At 63.1% G+C, this 15,710-nt stretch carries 18 protein-coding genes; 15 read left to right on the top strand and 3 right to left on the bottom strand.

All coding sequences use genetic code 11. The features are described 5' to 3' along the window. The 11 genes from AC1D1S_RS12210 to AC1D1S_RS12160 form a co-directional block, all read left to right on the top strand. A partial coding sequence (locus AC1D1S_RS12210) for a dioxygenase family protein (RefSeq protein WP_476994549.1) occupies window positions 1-456 on the top strand: 456 nt, incomplete at its 5' end. A gap of 162 nt (window positions 457-618) precedes the next feature. Next, a complete protein-coding gene (locus tag AC1D1S_RS12205) occupies window positions 619-1,986 on the top strand; it encodes an MFS transporter (protein ID WP_028276558.1) in 1,368 nt (455 codons plus the stop codon). Between the two features lie 73 nt (window positions 1,987-2,059). After that, complete coding sequence (locus AC1D1S_RS12200) at window positions 2,060-2,833, top strand: 1,6-dihydroxycyclohexa-2,4-diene-1-carboxylate dehydrogenase (protein ID WP_476946623.1); 774 nt, start codon at window positions 2,060-2,062, stop codon at window positions 2,831-2,833. 38 nt (window positions 2,834-2,871) lie between these two features. Beyond that, the gene (locus AC1D1S_RS12195) at window positions 2,872-3,456 is read left to right on the top strand and encodes a flavin reductase family protein (RefSeq protein WP_052355050.1); all 585 of its coding nucleotides are present in this window, start codon (window positions 2,872-2,874) and stop codon (window positions 3,454-3,456) included. Window positions 3,457-3,893: 437 nt separating this feature from the next. Next, window positions 3,894-4,535 (top strand): GntR family transcriptional regulator, encoded by a 642-nt coding sequence (locus AC1D1S_RS12190; RefSeq protein WP_476994550.1) that lies wholly within the window; start codon window positions 3,894-3,896, stop codon window positions 4,533-4,535. 249 nt (window positions 4,536-4,784) lie between these two features. After that, window positions 4,785-5,534, top strand: a complete 750-nt coding sequence (locus AC1D1S_RS12185) for an amino acid ABC transporter ATP-binding protein (protein WP_476994548.1) — start codon at window positions 4,785-4,787, stop codon at window positions 5,532-5,534. A 40-nt stretch (window positions 5,535-5,574) separates the two neighbouring features. After that, on the top strand, window positions 5,575-6,444 hold the full coding sequence (locus tag AC1D1S_RS12180; RefSeq protein ID WP_043435953.1) for a glutamate ABC transporter substrate-binding protein: 870 nt from the start codon (window positions 5,575-5,577) through the stop codon (window positions 6,442-6,444). 10 nt (window positions 6,445-6,454) lie between these two features. After that, entirely contained in the window at window positions 6,455-7,099 is a 645-nt protein-coding gene (locus AC1D1S_RS12175; protein ID WP_028276552.1) for an amino acid ABC transporter permease, read from the top strand. Then, window positions 7,096-7,959: an amino acid ABC transporter permease gene (locus tag AC1D1S_RS12170; RefSeq protein ID WP_476994547.1), complete on the top strand. Its 864-nt coding sequence runs from the start codon at window positions 7,096-7,098 to the stop codon at window positions 7,957-7,959. The genes AC1D1S_RS12175 and AC1D1S_RS12170 overlap by 4 nt, the downstream gene beginning before the upstream one ends. Window positions 7,960-8,052: 93 nt before the next feature. Further along, complete coding sequence (gene tcuA, locus AC1D1S_RS12165; RefSeq protein WP_476994546.1) at window positions 8,053-9,546, top strand: FAD-dependent tricarballylate dehydrogenase TcuA; 1,494 nt, start codon at window positions 8,053-8,055, stop codon at window positions 9,544-9,546. Window positions 9,547-9,917: 371 nt separating this feature from the next. Continuing rightward, entirely contained in the window at window positions 9,918-10,172 is a 255-nt protein-coding gene (locus AC1D1S_RS12160) for a hypothetical protein (protein ID WP_476994545.1), read from the top strand. A 648-nt stretch (window positions 10,173-10,820) separates the two neighbouring features. On the opposite strand, the gene AC1D1S_RS12155 is transcribed toward AC1D1S_RS12160, so the two are convergent. Continuing rightward, the gene (locus AC1D1S_RS12155) at window positions 10,821-11,447 is read right to left on the bottom strand and encodes a TetR/AcrR family transcriptional regulator (protein WP_476946628.1); all 627 of its coding nucleotides are present in this window, start codon (window positions 11,445-11,447) and stop codon (window positions 10,821-10,823) included. Between the two features lie 103 nt (window positions 11,448-11,550). Between AC1D1S_RS12155 and AC1D1S_RS12150 the strand changes: the two genes are divergently transcribed. Continuing rightward, window positions 11,551-12,339, top strand: a complete 789-nt coding sequence (locus AC1D1S_RS12150) for an SDR family NAD(P)-dependent oxidoreductase (protein ID WP_243178483.1) — start codon at window positions 11,551-11,553, stop codon at window positions 12,337-12,339. 77 nt (window positions 12,340-12,416) lie between these two features. Continuing rightward, window positions 12,417-13,274 (top strand): PhzF family phenazine biosynthesis protein, encoded by an 858-nt coding sequence (locus AC1D1S_RS12145; RefSeq protein WP_476994544.1) that lies wholly within the window; start codon window positions 12,417-12,419, stop codon window positions 13,272-13,274. Window positions 13,275-13,344: 70 nt separating this feature from the next. On the opposite strand, the gene AC1D1S_RS12140 is transcribed toward AC1D1S_RS12145, so the two are convergent. Then, on the bottom strand, window positions 13,345-14,016 hold the full coding sequence (locus tag AC1D1S_RS12140; protein WP_243178486.1) for a LysE family translocator: 672 nt from the start codon (window positions 14,014-14,016) through the stop codon (window positions 13,345-13,347). A gap of 97 nt (window positions 14,017-14,113) precedes the next feature. On the opposite strand from AC1D1S_RS12140, the gene AC1D1S_RS12135 reads away from it, so the two are divergent. Together AC1D1S_RS12135 and AC1D1S_RS12130 are read left to right on the top strand one after the other, a co-directional pair. Then, a complete protein-coding gene (locus AC1D1S_RS12135) occupies window positions 14,114-14,668 on the top strand; it encodes a CGNR zinc finger domain-containing protein (RefSeq protein WP_243178487.1) in 555 nt (184 codons plus the stop codon). 166 nt (window positions 14,669-14,834) lie between these two features. Continuing rightward, a complete protein-coding gene (locus tag AC1D1S_RS12130) occupies window positions 14,835-15,050 on the top strand; it encodes an antibiotic biosynthesis monooxygenase (protein WP_476994543.1) in 216 nt (71 codons plus the stop codon). A 118-nt stretch (window positions 15,051-15,168) separates the two neighbouring features. Here AC1D1S_RS12130 and AC1D1S_RS12125 read toward each other — a convergent pair. Beyond that, the coding region (locus AC1D1S_RS12125) for a GNAT family N-acetyltransferase (RefSeq protein ID WP_476994542.1) at window positions 15,169-15,710 on the bottom strand (542 nt) is incomplete at its 5' end.

The raw sequence follows: 15,710 nt of genomic DNA, 5'->3' as shown, positions 1-15,710 counted from the left end.
CTGCTGTTCCAGGGCCAGGTCACGAACGTCGCCGGCCAGCCGCTCGCCGGAGCACTGATCGAACTGTGGCACGCCGATGACCTCGGTTTCTACTCCCAGTTCGCCCCCGGGCTGCCCGAATGGAACCTCCGCGGTTCCATCATCGCCGACGCTCAGGGCAACTTCCAGATCAACACCATGCAGCCCGCGCCGTACCAGATCCCCACCGACGGTGCCTGCGGTGCCCTCATCGCCGCGGCCGGCTGGCACGCCTGGCGGCCGGCCCACCTGCACCTGAAGGTTTCGGCCCCGAAGCACGAGCTCATCACCACCCAGCTCTACTTCGAAGGCGACGAGCACGTGGCCGACGACATCGCCTCGGCCGTAAAGCCCGAACTCGTCCTGGCCCCCACCGAGCGCGCCGACGGCAAGGGCCGCGAAGTCACCTACAACTTCGTGCTCGATCCCCGGGGCTAAACCCCCTWTGTCAGCGCCGGGGCCGGAACAGCCCGGCCCCGGCGCTGAACCCCAATATCATCCCACCACCCGCCGTAATGCAGCGTGCCCAAAATGAAGTGGCCGCAGCCGCCCGGCCCCCGGATCGGTCGGGTCAGAACATCACACGAAAGTGAGTTACCGGTGACTAAACTCGCCTATAACGTCCAGGACGTTATCGACAACACGCCCATGGGAATCAGACGATGGTCCATCGTCGTCCTCTGTTTCGTGATCGCACTGCTGGACGGATTCGACACCCAGTCGATTGCATTCATCGGACCGGCAATCGCCGAAGACTTCGGCCTGCAGGCCACTGACATGACCTGGGTGATCACCGCCAGCACCGTTGGCATGTGCGTGGGCGCAATGTCCCTTGGCACCTTCGGGGACAGGATCGGTCGGAAGAAGACCATCCTGCTCGCACTGGCCCTTTTTGGTGTGTTCTCCCTTGCCGGTGCTTTTGCTCAATCCCTGGAGCAGATTGTCATTCTGCGCTTCCTCATTGGCCTCGGCATGGGCGGGGCCACCCCGGCGCTGCTGGCACTGACCGCCGAGTACAGTCCCAAATCGCGCCGCGGCACGTTCATGACATTGGTGTTGCTTGGCCTGCCCGGTGGCGCGCTACTCGGTGGGCTTGTGGCGGCGGCATGGCTGCCAGTGATGGGCTGGCGTGGCATCTTCCTGGCCGGCGGCGTGCTGCCACTTGCCATGGTTTTGGTCTGCAGCAAGATTCTCTCCGAATCGCCGATCTTCCTGGCGGCCAAGGGCACCTCCGCAGCCGACGCACAGGCGCGTCAGATCATGGCCTCAATTTCCGGGAGCCCAGTCAGCCCGGACGCCGTGCTCGCAACCAACGACAAAATGCAGGAGCGCAGCTCCGTCGCCGCACTTTTCTCCGCTAAGTACCGGATGGTCACCATCGCGGTCTTCGCCACCTACCTGCTCAATTGGATCGCGTGGTTCCTGCTGCTGCTCTGGATGCCAACCGCGCTCAAGATGTTGGGGCTGGCCGGCTCGCAGGCCGCGATGGGAACCGTGACCGTCAACGGCGCATTTATCCTCTTCGCCATCCCTCTGTCCATCATCCTGCCCAAGGTCAACCCCAGAAAATTGCTGCTGGTCATGTTTGCGGCGGGGATCGTCATCGCGCTGGGCCTGGGCCTGGCCGGCTCCAACTTTGCGCTGGTCTTCGTGCTTATCGGGCTGGCCGGCTTCGGCATTGGCGGCCAGCAGTTGGCCCTGAACTACCTGATCGCCAACGCCTACCCCACTCAACTTCGTGCCACGGCTACCGGCTGGGGCATCGGAATTGGCCGCCTCGGTTCCATCGTGGGCTCCGCCCTCGGCGGGCTCATTCTCACGGGACTGGGCGTCTCCGGCTACTTCATGGCACTCGCGGTACCCCTGGTTCTGGCCGGACTGGCCACCCTGATGGTGCGAAGCTCGACAGTTAAAGCCGAAATTGCTTCGACGGAGCCGGCGCCACGGGAACGTGAAGCCATCAGCTGACGCGGGGGCACCTACGCAGATATCGAACTGGCCTCAACGGCTGAAAAATCCCAATAAGAGAGGACGCACAGCAATGCGTTTTACCGACAAGGTTGTTGTGGTGACCGGCGCTGCCCAAGGGATTGGTGCCGTCGTCGCCCGTAAGATTGCGGCCGAGGGAGGCACCCTAGTGCTGGCGGACCGGTCCGAGCTGGTCATTGAAGTGTGTGCTGAGCTGACGGCCAGTGATGCACCCGCACGATACTTCCTTTGCGATCTGGAAACTTATGCGGGCGCCGTGAAGCTGATGGCCTACGCCGTGGCAGAGTTCGGACGCATCGACATCCTGATCAACAATGTCGGCGGTACGATCTGGACCAAGCCCTACGAGCACTACGAGGAGGACGAGATCGAGGCCGAAGTGCGGCGCTCCCTCTTCCCCACGCTGTGGTGCTGCCGCGCAGTGCTGCCGCACATGGTCGAACGGACGGCCGGGGTCATCGTGAACGTCTCCTCGATAGCCACCCGAAGCATCAATCGCGTTCCATACGCGTCGTCCAAGGGTGGGGTCAACGCTCTGACCGCGTCGCTGGCGTTCGAAGCCGCTCCGAAGGGTGTCCGGGTAGTGGCCACCGCGCCCGGCGGCACCGAAGCTCCGCCGCGGAAGGTCCCGCGCAACCCGAACGCGCAGTCCGCCCAGGAAGAGACGTGGTACCAGCAGATCGTGGACCAGACCACCGAAAGCACCCTCTTCAAGCGGTATGGCACGCTGGAAGAGCAGGCAGCTCCGATCTTGTTCATGGCCTCTGACGACGCCAGCTACATCACTGGCGCGGTGCTGCCGGTGGGCGGCGGGGACCTTGGGTAATTCAGCGCGGCCTGAACAACAGCAGAAAGGAGAAGTCGATGACTCAGGAAGTCATGGGATGCATTGAAGAACGAGAATTGCGCCACGCCTTTGGCACGTTCGCCACCGGTGTCACTGTGGTCACCACCCGGACGGACGACGGCGTTCCGCACGGCGCCACCGTCAGCGCCTTCACCGCGGTATCCCTCGACCCGCCGCTTGCCCAGGTCACACTGACCCGGTCCTCGCGCGGCGCCCGGTATCTGGAAGCTGCGCCCTTCGCTATCAACATCCTGTCGGTAGAACAAAAGGATGTGGCCCTGCACTTCGCTGGCAAAGTCCTTGACGCGGAACCGGAATGGACGCTGGACGGCAACGTCCCGGTGCTGACGGGGAACGCCGCGACGCTTAAGTGCCGGCCGTGGAATATCTACGACGGCGGCGACCACATCATCGTCGTCGGCGAGGTCATCGCACTGGACATCACCAAGCGGGAACCCCTCGTGTTGTTCGGCGGTGAGTTCCACAACCCAGGAGGACGGATCGAGGGTGCCCGGCGGGATAACTCCGGCGATGCTCCCGAATCGGACTGGTTCGCCGGCTCCAGCTCCTTCAGGCCGCTTCACGACCGGACATCTGTCTAATCTGACCGGCCCTGCAGGGCGCAGCGATCTACATGTCGGGCTATGCGACTTAGTCTCCCGAGTAAATGACCTCGGCCAAACTCAGGCTCGCCACGGCCTCCCTGGGCAAGCCCGGAACCAAAGTCCGCGATCTCTGCACCGAACTCGGCATCACCCGCCAGACCCTTTACCGGCACGTATCACCGACGGGCGAGCTCCGCCCGGACGGCGAAAAGTTACTGACGCCGAACCAAGCCGCGGCGGCCGAACAACTCCGACTCATGCACCGTCCGGAGGGAAAGGACAACACATCTTGGACACTTGCGTATCCACTGAAATACTATGGGTGTCCGGGCGATGGCTTCGGGCCTGCGAACTGGCGGGACCGAGTGGCGGCGTAAGCCTCCCTTCCGAGTCGCCACTGTGGAAGGAAAGTTGTGTCACCTGGTTCTGAAACGATGCGGCACGACGGAGATTCTATCTACGCCCAGCTGCGCTCTGAAATCCTGGCCGGTGCAATTGCTMCCGCCACTCCCTTGCGGGAAGTTACCTTGGGGGAACGCTTCGGTGTCTCCCGCACGCCGGTGCGCGAGGCTCTTCGCCGCCTCCAGCACGACCGTCTTCTGGACCGCGGCGCCCGTGGACTGCAGGTCCATCAGGCAACACCCCAGGAAGTCATCCAGGTCTATGACGTGCGGATTCTTTTGGAACAGGAGGCGGCCGGGCAGGCGGCCCTGTCCCACGACATCACTGACATTATGCAGCTCGAAGGCCTGGTGGAACGTGACCGCGCACTTTCGGAGCCGGATGACAACACCCGGGCGTCGACGAACCTGGAGTTCCACGCTGCCGTCTGGGCGGCTGCGCACAATCCCGTGCTCCAGGATCTCCTGCAGCGGCTGTCCACCCACTTGATCCGCACGCCGCACTCGACTCTGTCTGTGGGAGAGCGTTGGGACGAGGCCCTGGCCGAGCATTCGAAGCTGGTCGCGGCCATCACCGCCGGCGACGAAACTGCTGCGCGGAACACCGCACGCGAGCACATGGAGACAGCCCGTCGGATCAGGCTCGACCTGCTGCGGAAATCGGCCTCCCACTAAGATCACTGCCGGGCTCTCCGGCTAGCTCTCCGGGCCCCGAAGCGCCAGCTTTTCTGCCTTCTCCCGGGCATCAGCCCGGTGCTGCCACGGTTGCGCAGACCGCTGCCGTTGGTAACTGCCGCGGTGGTGGCGAAGCGTTCGCACCCATCGAAGACTCGTAATGACTTGCCGTGATTGCGGTCACCATGCCACACTGTACTTCACTGTACTTCACTGTATACAGTCGTATTCCATCAAAGGAGATAGATCATGACAGCCATCACGGAGACGGACACCGTCGTTGAGTTCCGCGGAGTCGGCAAGCGCTTTGGCAGCATGCAGGCCCTGACCGGCATTGATTTGTCGGTGCGCCGTGGCGAGGTGGTCGTCATCCTGGGCCCGTCAGGGTCGGGCAAATCGACGCTGTGCCGGTGCATCAACCGGCTCGAAGCCATCGACGAGGGCCACATTCTCATCGACGGCCACGAACAGCCGGTGGAGGGCAGGGATCTGTACAAGTTCCGTACCGAGGTGGGGATGGTCTTTCAGTCCTTCAACCTCTTCTCCCACAAGACCATCCTGGAGAACATCACCCTCGCCCCACGGAAAATTCTCGGCCTGGACAAACAGGCGGCAGAGACGCGGGCCCACGAACTGCTTGCCATGGTCGGCATCGCCGACAAGGCACACAGCCGGCCGTCCCAGCTCTCCGGAGGCCAKAAGCAGCGCGCGGCCATCGCCCGCGCACTGGCCATGGATCCCAAGGTCCTGCTCTTTGATGAACCGACTTCGGCGCTCGATCCGGAATCCACCCGCGAGGTTCTGGCGACCATGCGGAGCCTCGCGCAGAGCGGCACGACGATGATCGTCGTGACCCACGAGATGTCGTTCGCGCGGRCCTTCGCGGACCGGATCGTGTTCATGGCCGCCGGAGCCATCGTGGAAATTGCCGACCCTGAAACGTTTTTCACCTCCCCTTCCTCCGACCGGGCCAAAGCCTTCCTCTCCTCGGTCCACTAACAGCACCTGTGCAACGACGCACCCACCCTAAGGAGTCACCATGAAACGCCAGCACTTCCTGCCGGCCCTGGCCATCGCCGGCGCACTGATCCTGGGCACCACAGCCTGCGGCGGCAGCACCCCGGCCGCCGAGACCAAACCGGCCCAGAGCTTCCCGGCCAACAGCACGATGGACAAGATCCAGAAACGCGGCAAAGTGATCGTCGGGGTCAAATTCGACCAGCCGCTCTTTGGCGTGAAGAATCCGATCACCGGCAAGATGGAAGGCCTGGACATTGAGATGGCCAGAATCCTGGCCAAGGACCTCACCGGCAGTGCAGAGAATGTCGAGTTCGTTGAGGCGGTCACCAAAAACCGTGAGGCGTTCCTGCAGCAGAACAAGGTCGACGCCGTCATCGCCTCCTATGCAGTGACGGACGAACGGAAGAAAGTCGTCAGTTTCGCCGGACCCTACCTTGAGAGCAACGTGGCCCTGCTGGTACGCAAGGACGACAGCTCAGTGAACAAACCCGAGGACCTGGCCGGAAAGACGGTGTGTTCCACCACCGGCGCCCGCGCGGCCCAGCTCATCGGCGCGGCCGTGCCCGCGGCCAACGTGGTCCTGTTCAGCACCTACAGTGAATGCGCGCAGGCACTGAAGGATAAGAGGGTCGACGCGGTGACCACTACCGAGGCAATCCTGCTCGGTGTCCAGTCCCAGAATCCGGATGCCTACCGCATCGCGGACGGCCATTTGGCCGATGCCGAGGAATTTGCCATCGGTGTGGCCAAGGACGACGCAGCATTTCATGACTACCTCGATCAGCTCCTGACCAAGGCCATCGCGGACGGGGACTGGAAGAAGGCCTACGACGCGACGATCGGCCAGGTCAAGCCCGGCGACGTTACCCCGCCCAAAGTAACGCTGTAGGGATCCGCTGATGTCATTCCTTCTCAATCACCTCGGCGATTTCGGCCAGGGCGTGATGGTGACTCTGGGACTCGTTCTCCTGGGTGCCGCCGGTTCGGTGCTCCTGGGGACACTGCTCGCCGCACTGCGGACCAGCCCCATCAGGACGGCCCGGGCTGTTTCCTCGGCCTACGTGCTGATTTTCCGCAACGTGCCGCTTCCCGTGCAGATGGTGCTGTTTGTCTTCGGACTCCCGGTCCTGGGCATCCAGTACTCACTCTACGCCTCGGCCGCCATCGTTCTGGTGCTCTACACCGCGCCGTTCGTAGCCGAAACCCTGCGCGCGGGCCTGAACACCGTGGACCGCGGCGAGCTGGAAGCCGGACGCGCCCTGGGCTTCGGGCCGATGGCCTCACTGAAACTCATCGTCCTCCCGCAGGCCTTCGCCACGGTGACCAGACCGCTGGGCAACGTCTTCATCACCATGGTCAAGAACACCTCGGTCGCTGCCCTGGTAGGGGTATCCGAACTGACGTTCCTTTCGGACAAGATCGCGGTGGATGAGGCACAACCGTTCATTATCTTCGGCGGGGCCGCCCTCTGCTACCTCGCCATCGGGCTGGTCATCGGCCGGCTCGTATCCGCAGTCGATCAGAAGGTGGCGTTCAGCCGATGAGTACCATATCGCTTTTTGACCCGGCCGGTCCGCGCGCCAAACGCCGCCACCTGCGCCTGGAAATCCTCACCGCCCTCATCGTGATCGCCGGCGCCTATCTGGTCTTCCGCGTCCTCTACGACAAAGGCGAACTGAGCGCCGCGGCGTGGGCCCCGTTCACCGAGCCCGGACTCTGGGCGCTTCTCGGCCAGGGGCTSTGGAACAACATCGCAGCCGCAGCCGTCGGCATGGTGCTGTCCATGATCACCGGATGCCTCCTGGCCTTCGGACTCGTCTCCACACACGCACCTCTGCGCCGGACCTGCCGGGTCTACACGGACGTCTTCAGCAGCATCCCCCTGCTCCTGCTGCTCTACTTCACATCCCTGGTGCTGCCCAACTACGGCCTCAAACTCGGGGACTTCTGGTTCCTGGTCATCGCGCTGACCCTGTACAGCGGGGCCGTCATCGGTGACCTGCTGCGCTCCGGGATCCTCGCGCTGCCGCCCGGTCAGGCCGAGGCCTCCCTCGCACTGGGTTTCTCCCACGTCGGGACGCTGCGCCTGGTCCTGCTCCCGCAGGCCCTGCGGTCCATGAGTCCTGCCCTCGTGAGCCAGCTCATCATCCTCTTCAAGGGAACAGCACTGGCCTTTGTGCTCGGCGGCTACATGGAACTGCTGAGGTCCGCCACCGTCATCGGCCAGTACTACACCCGGTCCCTGCTGCAGGCCCAGTTTGTTGCCGCGCTGGGATTCCTGGTCGTCAACATCGCCCTCGGCGCCCTCGCCGTGGCCCTGGAGCGCCGCCAAAACCGCCTCGCCGCCCAGGAACCGCTCCCCGTGACAGCGGCAGAGCCAGCCCCCGTACCGGCCCACCGCTAACACCCCCGGGCCGCCTCTACCCCCAAATCACCCCTGCCAGACTGTGTATACAGTCGAATACTCATGAATTCAACATGAAGGAGACGGAAAACAATGGCTGATCAGAACGAACCTGCAGCGGGAAACCTCACCAAGGCCGACGTAATCGTCGTCGGCGGCGGAAATGCCGGATTCACGGCGGCCCACGCCGCTGCCGTCCGCGGACGAAAAGTCATCCTGCTCGAAAAAGGCACCAAAGACATGGCCGGCGGCAACAGCTTCTACACCGCCGGCGCCACACGCATCGTCCACAACGGCCTGGACGACCTCCAGGGGCTCGTGGAACCGGACGAACGGCACAGCCGGACCGTCGTTCCGCCCTACAGCGCTGAGGAATACGCGTCTGACCTGGAAAAGGTCACCGAAGGCCGCAACGACCCGGCACTGACGGAAGTCCTCATTGCCGAGAGCCAGTCCACCCTTCGGTGGCTCAACAGCCTGGGCCTGAAGTACCGCCTGATGTACGAGCGTCAGGCCTTCGAGCGTGCCGACGGGTCCTACCTCTTCTGGGGCGGCCTGCACGTGGGAAACGTAGGCGGCGGCGAAGGCCTGATCGAAGACCACACCCGGGTCGCTGCAGAGCTGGGCATCGAAGTCAGGTACGGCCACGCGGCCCAAAGCCTCATCGTTGAGAACGGCCGTGTAGCCGGCGTCGTCGCCAACACCGCTGATGGGGAGCTGCGTCTGAGGGCAGAATCCGTGATCCTCGCCGCCGGAGGCTTCGAGGCCGACCCGAAGCGGCGGCGGGAGTACTTGGGCGAAGGCTGGGAAAACGCCAAGGTACGCGGCACTCCCTACAACACCGGCGACATGATCGCCGCAGCGTTGGAGATCGGCGCCACCAAGGGCGGAGACTGGGGCAGCTGCCACAGCGTCCAGTGGGATGCCTTTACCGCCACCAACGAAAGCAACCGCGAACTCACCAACCGCCTCACCCGGCAAAGCTACCCGTTTGGAATCATCGTCAACACCGACGGCAAGCGTTTCCTGGACGAGGGTGCCGACTTCCGGAACTACACCTACGCCAAGTACGGCAAGGAAATCCTCAAGCAGCCCGGCTCGGTTGCGTACCAGATCTTCGACGCCGGCCTTCGGCCCATGCTGCGCAGCGAAGAATACGAGATGCCCGGCATCTCTGTCGAGGTCGCCGACACCCTCGAGGACCTGGCCGTCAAAATCGGCATTGACCCGGAAAGCTTGTCCAAAACCGTGACGGACTTCAACAGCTCGATCGAGCGGTCCACCCCGTTCGACCCCAACGTTAAGGATGGCCGGAAGGCCGCAACCGAACCGGTCAAGAGCAACTGGTCCGCTCCGATCGAAACCGGACCCTTCTACGCCTACGGCGTCACCTGCGGAATCACGTTCACCTTCGGTGGCATCAAGTCCGACACCCACGGCCGCGTCCTGGACGCAGAGGGCAAGCACATCGAAGGCCTGTTCGTGGCAGGTGAAATGCTCGGCGGACTATTCAGCGTCAACTACCCGGGGGGCACCGGACTTGCTGCCGGGTGCGTCTTTGGGCGGCGGGCGGGCGGCCTGGCGTAGGGCACGGATCCACTGCACTTCTCCTCAAAAACCCGGGCGGGCCACCGCCGGCTTCACTCGCTCCGACGCTCGTCGCAGTGACCGGGACTGAGCGAGAGCCGGCTCTTGACGGCGAAAGCTCCCCGGGAGATTTGCCCTGATGTTCGCGAGCAAAACGGGTCTCCCGAGCGAACCATCACCACCGACTGCCGGCCCAATGTCCGGCACAGATGGGCGCTCTTCCCGCACTCCATCGCAACAGGCAGCCCGATAGTCGGGCGTGGGAAGAGAGCCCATAAGGAGGAGGCAGGGTGGCGGAAACGCCGCCCTGCCACCTCCCCCGACGCTCAAACGATTCCGACACCGCAGTCGCCCCAACCCAAGGAAAAGCCATGACGCCCCGATCGTCCGGATCTCATACAGAAAACCGGAAGCCCGCCCCCATTGCCAACTGGTCCAAGCTCTCACGGGCCGACTACGTGCAAATCCACCAGCACGGGGAAGTCATCGCTACCGGGCGCATCGACATGCTGGCAGTTGACGGCAGCRTGCTTTGGCTCCATCTGGCGGGCGGCAACGAACGCGCCATCTTTCTCCAGAGTGACGGGCTAAGAATTTACCGAAGCCACCGCAGCGCAGCCAACTGACGGAACAGCTTCATCCCAGGACCGTGCTGGTGCTGCAACGCGCGGCCCGACAACAGCTGAACCGGATCATGGAACCCGGCCACCAGACATTCGGCTAACGTCACGATGACCGGTTCAGAGTGCAGAGGACTTCTGACATTCCGTGCCTCTCGACTGCTGAAAATGACAACCTTCGAAGCCCATGGCTGAATGACCACGCTGTCTCAGTAATTGATCGGTTGTGAGACTGAGGTGTGTCAAGGATGTGACACTGCGGTGGGCCCTGCGGGAACACGGCTAGTATCCCCGAAGTTGTTCTCTACGTTTTCGTGGAACATCTTCGTTGAACATAGCTGTGGGACGAGAGCGCCCGCGCAAACCGCCGAGTTCCGAGGGAACGCGTGCCGGGCATCCGAAAAAATCCGTCGATTCACTTGGCTCGAGGGGTCCGCAGAAGACGAGGCCAACGCTGCGGTCGTCAAAGCAGCGTGAGCGTTTTACGGCGGGTGCCCGGCTGGACCGCAGGCCGGCAAACCTCCACGCACAGGGAGGCCTTCTGGCGAACGTCAATAAGCGTTGTTTTCGAATCCGTGCGTTGAACGAAGGATGCCTGACGGCTGGTTCGGCTCAACGGGTGTTTAGGACGCCGAGTTCGTCTAAGAGAGCGGCTCATGGGCCGATTCCCGAGGCTCCCCGGGGTGCGGGAATACCTGCGACCATTCCCGCCCACAACAGGTCTGTTGTGGCAACCGTCAGGGCGCCGATAGAAGTTCCATCCAGGAGGTTGCCCGCCGCCAGCACAGCGGCTCCGTGCAGGCTCACGAAGCAGACGAGAGCGAGCAACTCGCGGTCCCCTGGCGCGAGCTCCCCGGCCTCCTGGGCTTCAGCGATGATCGCCCTGGCGACCGTTATGCCGTCTTCACCGATGCTGCGCAGTTCATTGCTGGCATCAGGATGGTGCTTGGTGGAGTGCATCACGGCCAACAGGACCGGATGGGCGACCGCGAAGTCCACATAGGCCCTGGCGATCCGGACAAAGCGTGACCGATGGTCTCCGGCGGCTTCGGACGCTTCTGTGATCCTCGCATTCATGCTGCGGAAACCGTCAAGGGCGAGGGCATCGAGAAGCGCCTGCTTGTCACGGAAATGCTTGCCGGGTGCCGCGTGGCTCACACCCAGGTCACGCGCTAGCTGCCGTAGGGAAAGTCCCTCGACTCCTGCTTCTTCGATGACTTCCCTTGCACGGGCGACCAACGCCTCGCGGAGCTTGCCGTGATGGTAGGGCTGATCGGTCATGAGATCAGTATAGCCACAAAGTAGTCATTGACTACAATGGTGCCACTGTCTACTATGTAGGCATTGGCTACATAGAGTGGCCGCCACACGGAATGGATTCGACATGACCATGAGCTACACCGGAACCACGGCACTCATCACTGGAGCGAGCTCCGGGCTCGGCGCGGAGTTTGCCGCACGATTTGCAGCGCGCGGGGCCAGCCTTGTGCTGGTCGCACGGCGGACCGACCGGCTTGAGGACCTCGCCCGGAAGCTGCGCGACTCGAGCGGCATTTCAGTGACTACGCTCTCGAAGGACTTAAGCCGTGCGGGAGCCGGAGCGGAACTCCGCGAGGAGCTCGCCGGCCGGGGCATCCGCATCGACACCCTGATCAACAACGCGGGCTTCGCCACGAGCGGCCCTTTGGTCAAGGAAGACCCCGCGGTCATCGCCTCGGAGATCTCCCTCAACGTGGCCTCTCTCGTTGAGACCACGCGGGCATTCCTCCCCGAGATGCTCGCCGCCGGGAGGGGCGCACTCATCAACGTGGCCAGTACCGCAGCTTTTCAGCCGGTACCTGGGATGGCGGTTTACGGAGCAACCAAGGCATTTGTCCTGAGCTTCACCGAAGCCGTGGCACATGAGACGAAGGAATCCGGCCTTCGCGTGCTCGCGCTCTGCCCGGGGGCTACCCGCACCGAGTTTTTCGATGTACTCGGGAGCCAGGCCGCAGCGGTCGGCCGGCTGCAGGGCGCCAGCGAGGTCATCGACACTGCCCTGCGCGCTCTCGATCGCCGCACTACACCCGTAAGCGTCGTCTCAGGCTTGGGAAATCGCCTGCTGGCCGGCATCGCCCAGCGCCTCCCCCGAAACATCTCCCTCGCCATGGCCGGCAGAGCCGTACAGGACTAGTGCTACTAGTCGCATTTCGCTTCGCCCTGTTGGTCTTCGCCACGCCCGTATCTTCACAACCCACCGAGGATGTAGCAATGAATCAGACACCCGACGTACTTCGTTATGCCGCCTTTACCACCACCCCCGACGGCGGAAATCCAGCGGGAGTAGTCCTGGACGCAACCCGCCTCGACGACGCCCGGATGCAGGCCATCGCGGCCGACATCGGGTATGYGGAAACGGTCTTTATCACCGAGGCGACGGTTGACGGAGACCCCCGCCGGAACCGTGTTCGGTACTTCTCCCCGATCGCCGAGGTGCCGTTTTGCGGCCATGCCACAATTGCTTTGGCCGTCGCGCTGTCAGGGCGAGATGGCGCGGGGACCTTTGTTTTCGAGACCCCGGTGGGGCCCGTCGTTATCGAGACTGCGGGCCAGGTCGCAGCGGTGACGGCAAGCTTCACGAGCGTGGAGCCGCGAGTGGCCGAGTTCCCCGATGGCGTCCTGAGCGCTCTGCTCGGGTTGCTCGGCGTGGACCGGGACGAGCTGCACCCCGGGTACCCTCCGATGATCGCTTTTGCCGGAAACTGGCACCCCATTCTCGTCTTCGCGGAACGAAAGACTTTTGACTCGTTCGTTTTCGACCCCGATCCCATGCGCACGCTGATGGATGCCCAGAACTGGGCCGGCACCGTCACGACGCTCTACGGGATGGGGCCGGACGAATTCGACTCGCGCAACCTCTTCCCGGTGGGCGCCATCACCGAAGATCCGGCGACCGGCTCGGCTGCCGCTGCTTTCGGCGGATACCTCCGCCTGCTCTCCCTCGTGGAACCGCCAAGCCGCGTGGTGGTGCGCCAGGGCAGCCACGTCGGCCGCCCGAGCAGACTCACCATTGATATTCCACCGCACGGCGGGATCATCGTGCACGGAGAAGCCGTCGAAATCGCTTGAGCCGTAGGGACTCCTTACTGCAGTGCGGGTGTGGGCACGCGGGCCCGGCGAACTCTCATCCTCAGAATCGCTATATGCGTGCTTTTTCTGGTACTTCCCGCGCGAGGAGGACCGCTACCAGGCCGAGCGCCGAACCGGTGACGCGCCGCTGCCACTTCGTCCAGTTCGGCCGGCCGGAGAGGAATGCAGAGATCGACCCGGCACCGAGGACGATCAGTGCGTTCACGAGTATGCTCACCGCGATCTGGATCGCTCCGAGGGAAAAGCCCTGGACAGTTGTTCCTCCACGGCCCGTATCGATGAACTGCGGAATGAGCGCAAGGTACATCACGGCTGTTTTTGGGTTCAGAAGGTTCGTGAGGAGGCCCATGCGGAAGAGCTTGCGTGCCGAATCGCGCGAGAGGGCGCGAACGTCGAAGACGCTGCGACCGCCGGGCTTGAGTGCCTGCCAGGCGAGGTAGGCCAAGTAGAGGACTCCCGCGGCTTTCATTGCCGCATAGAGCCACGGCACCGCTACGAACACCAACGCGAGCCCGAGGTTCGCCATCGTCATGTAGACGAGGAAGCCAGCACAGGTACCTGCGAGAGAAATCATTCCAGCCACTGGCCCTTGACTCACACTGCGCGAAACCAGGTAGACCATGTTCGGACCCGGCGTGAGCACCATGCCCAGTGCCGTTAGAGCCATCCCGCTTGCCGCGGCCATCGAAACCCCCGATCCGAGGTCCGTGGCCGCGATCACGCGCGCACCGTCCTGCCCGCTGGATACATATATCGCGTCTGCGGATCGGCAGCCCAAGGAAAAATCATCATGCCTCCAACAATGATGTAATACCCTTATGCATCTCAACCCTTACGGTGAGTACGCGGTACTCCTTGCCGCCTCGTTGGCCAACGATTGGCCAGCCGACAGGGACGGCCTCGTGCAGCGGACTCGGGAGTTCGGTATGACGATGGACTACAGGCTCTCCGCCGGAGACGATCATGAGCAAACCCGCGCCGTCCTTGACGCGTGGCTCTCAGTCGTCGATGAACGCGATCCACGGAAAAGGGCCGATCTGTTGAACGCCCAAATGGCTGCTGCCGCCGCCTATCCGCGCCTCACCGATCACGACGGTGAAGGATGGCATCTTCACTACCGCGACCTCGACCAGGCTCTTCCACAGGTATTGCTCGCCGTGATCAGTGTCGGAACTGCACTGCACCTGAGCACTCGCGGCGCACATAGGCTCAGCCGGTGCGCCGCCGGGATGTCATCAGGTGATCCCTGCAGGGCGGTCGTGGTCGATGTCACGCGCAACGGTCGCCAGCGCTACTGCTCCGTGCGCTGCGCAAACCGTGACACCGTCCGCAATCACCGCGCCCGCGCGAAACAAGACCGCAACGCGCTGTAAGACGGTCCCCCCACGCCGCCGTTGGGCCGCTCCCCGCCGAGCCAAGTCCCCTACAAATGCTGGCGTGACTGTTAACTTCGTTGGCGGGTGAAGCGCAGCAGAAATACCGGCTTCCCGTTCCGTTTCGGAATCCTGCGGAGCACGGGCAGGCGCGCCTGGGGTTCCTGTGTCGGAGACTCGCCCGGTGATTACCGAACACGCGCTTTTGCCGGTCAGCCCCGGTCAAGAACATGCCTTCGAGCTGCCGTTTGGCGAGGCGCGGTCCATCACCGCTTCGATGGCTGGCTTCCGGAATTTGTCGTTCTCGCGTTCGGTCGAGTGGCCGAGCACCTATTTGCTACTCGTTGACGGATTGCCGCGCCCTACTGCACGACTTCTATGAGGTCGAACCGTGGCCAAAGGCAGTCCRCCCTTTCTTCCAAGTCGGCCATCCAAGTCGCGATTTACGATTACCAGCAGGACCCGGGAGCCTCGCAGCTACTGTCGCCTTTGGCTAACGTTCAGAGGGAACAGGTTGTCCTGGGTACAATCTTCTGGTCCGTTTCGGCGACGAGGAAGACATCGATCGAATCCTCGTGCTCGTGGACGAATCCGTTGCGTTCGTAGAGACGTCTCGCCGGGCTGCCTTGGAGGACATTTAGCCGGAAAGGCCGATGATCGTGCTGCGCCATCAATACATGGCGCAGCACAGCGCCCCCCAGACCCTGCCCTTGGTACTCCGGAGCTAGATAGAAGTGTTCAATCCATTTTTCATCCGATTCGGGGCGGACAGCAATGACACCCACCGCGGAGGCCTCAACTTCGATAACAAACGTGTGCGCTGGGTGAAAACCCGTGACGAAGCGCTCTCTGACGTGCACCGGATCCCAGCGTCCGAGCCGCTCGAGATCGGGACGCATGACTTGAGCGCGGAGCTCGGCAATCCATGAAGCGTCAGAGGGAAGGCTTGGGCGCAAAGACCAGACGGGCGGCATGTACTCATTGAAGCTGAAACTACTCGACACGACGAAATCCCGCAGGATCCCGGCCCGGTAGCTGTGGG

This window comes from Arthrobacter sp. P1_A5, assembly GCF_056406825.1.
This window is presented reverse-complemented; position numbering and strand designations above follow the sequence as displayed.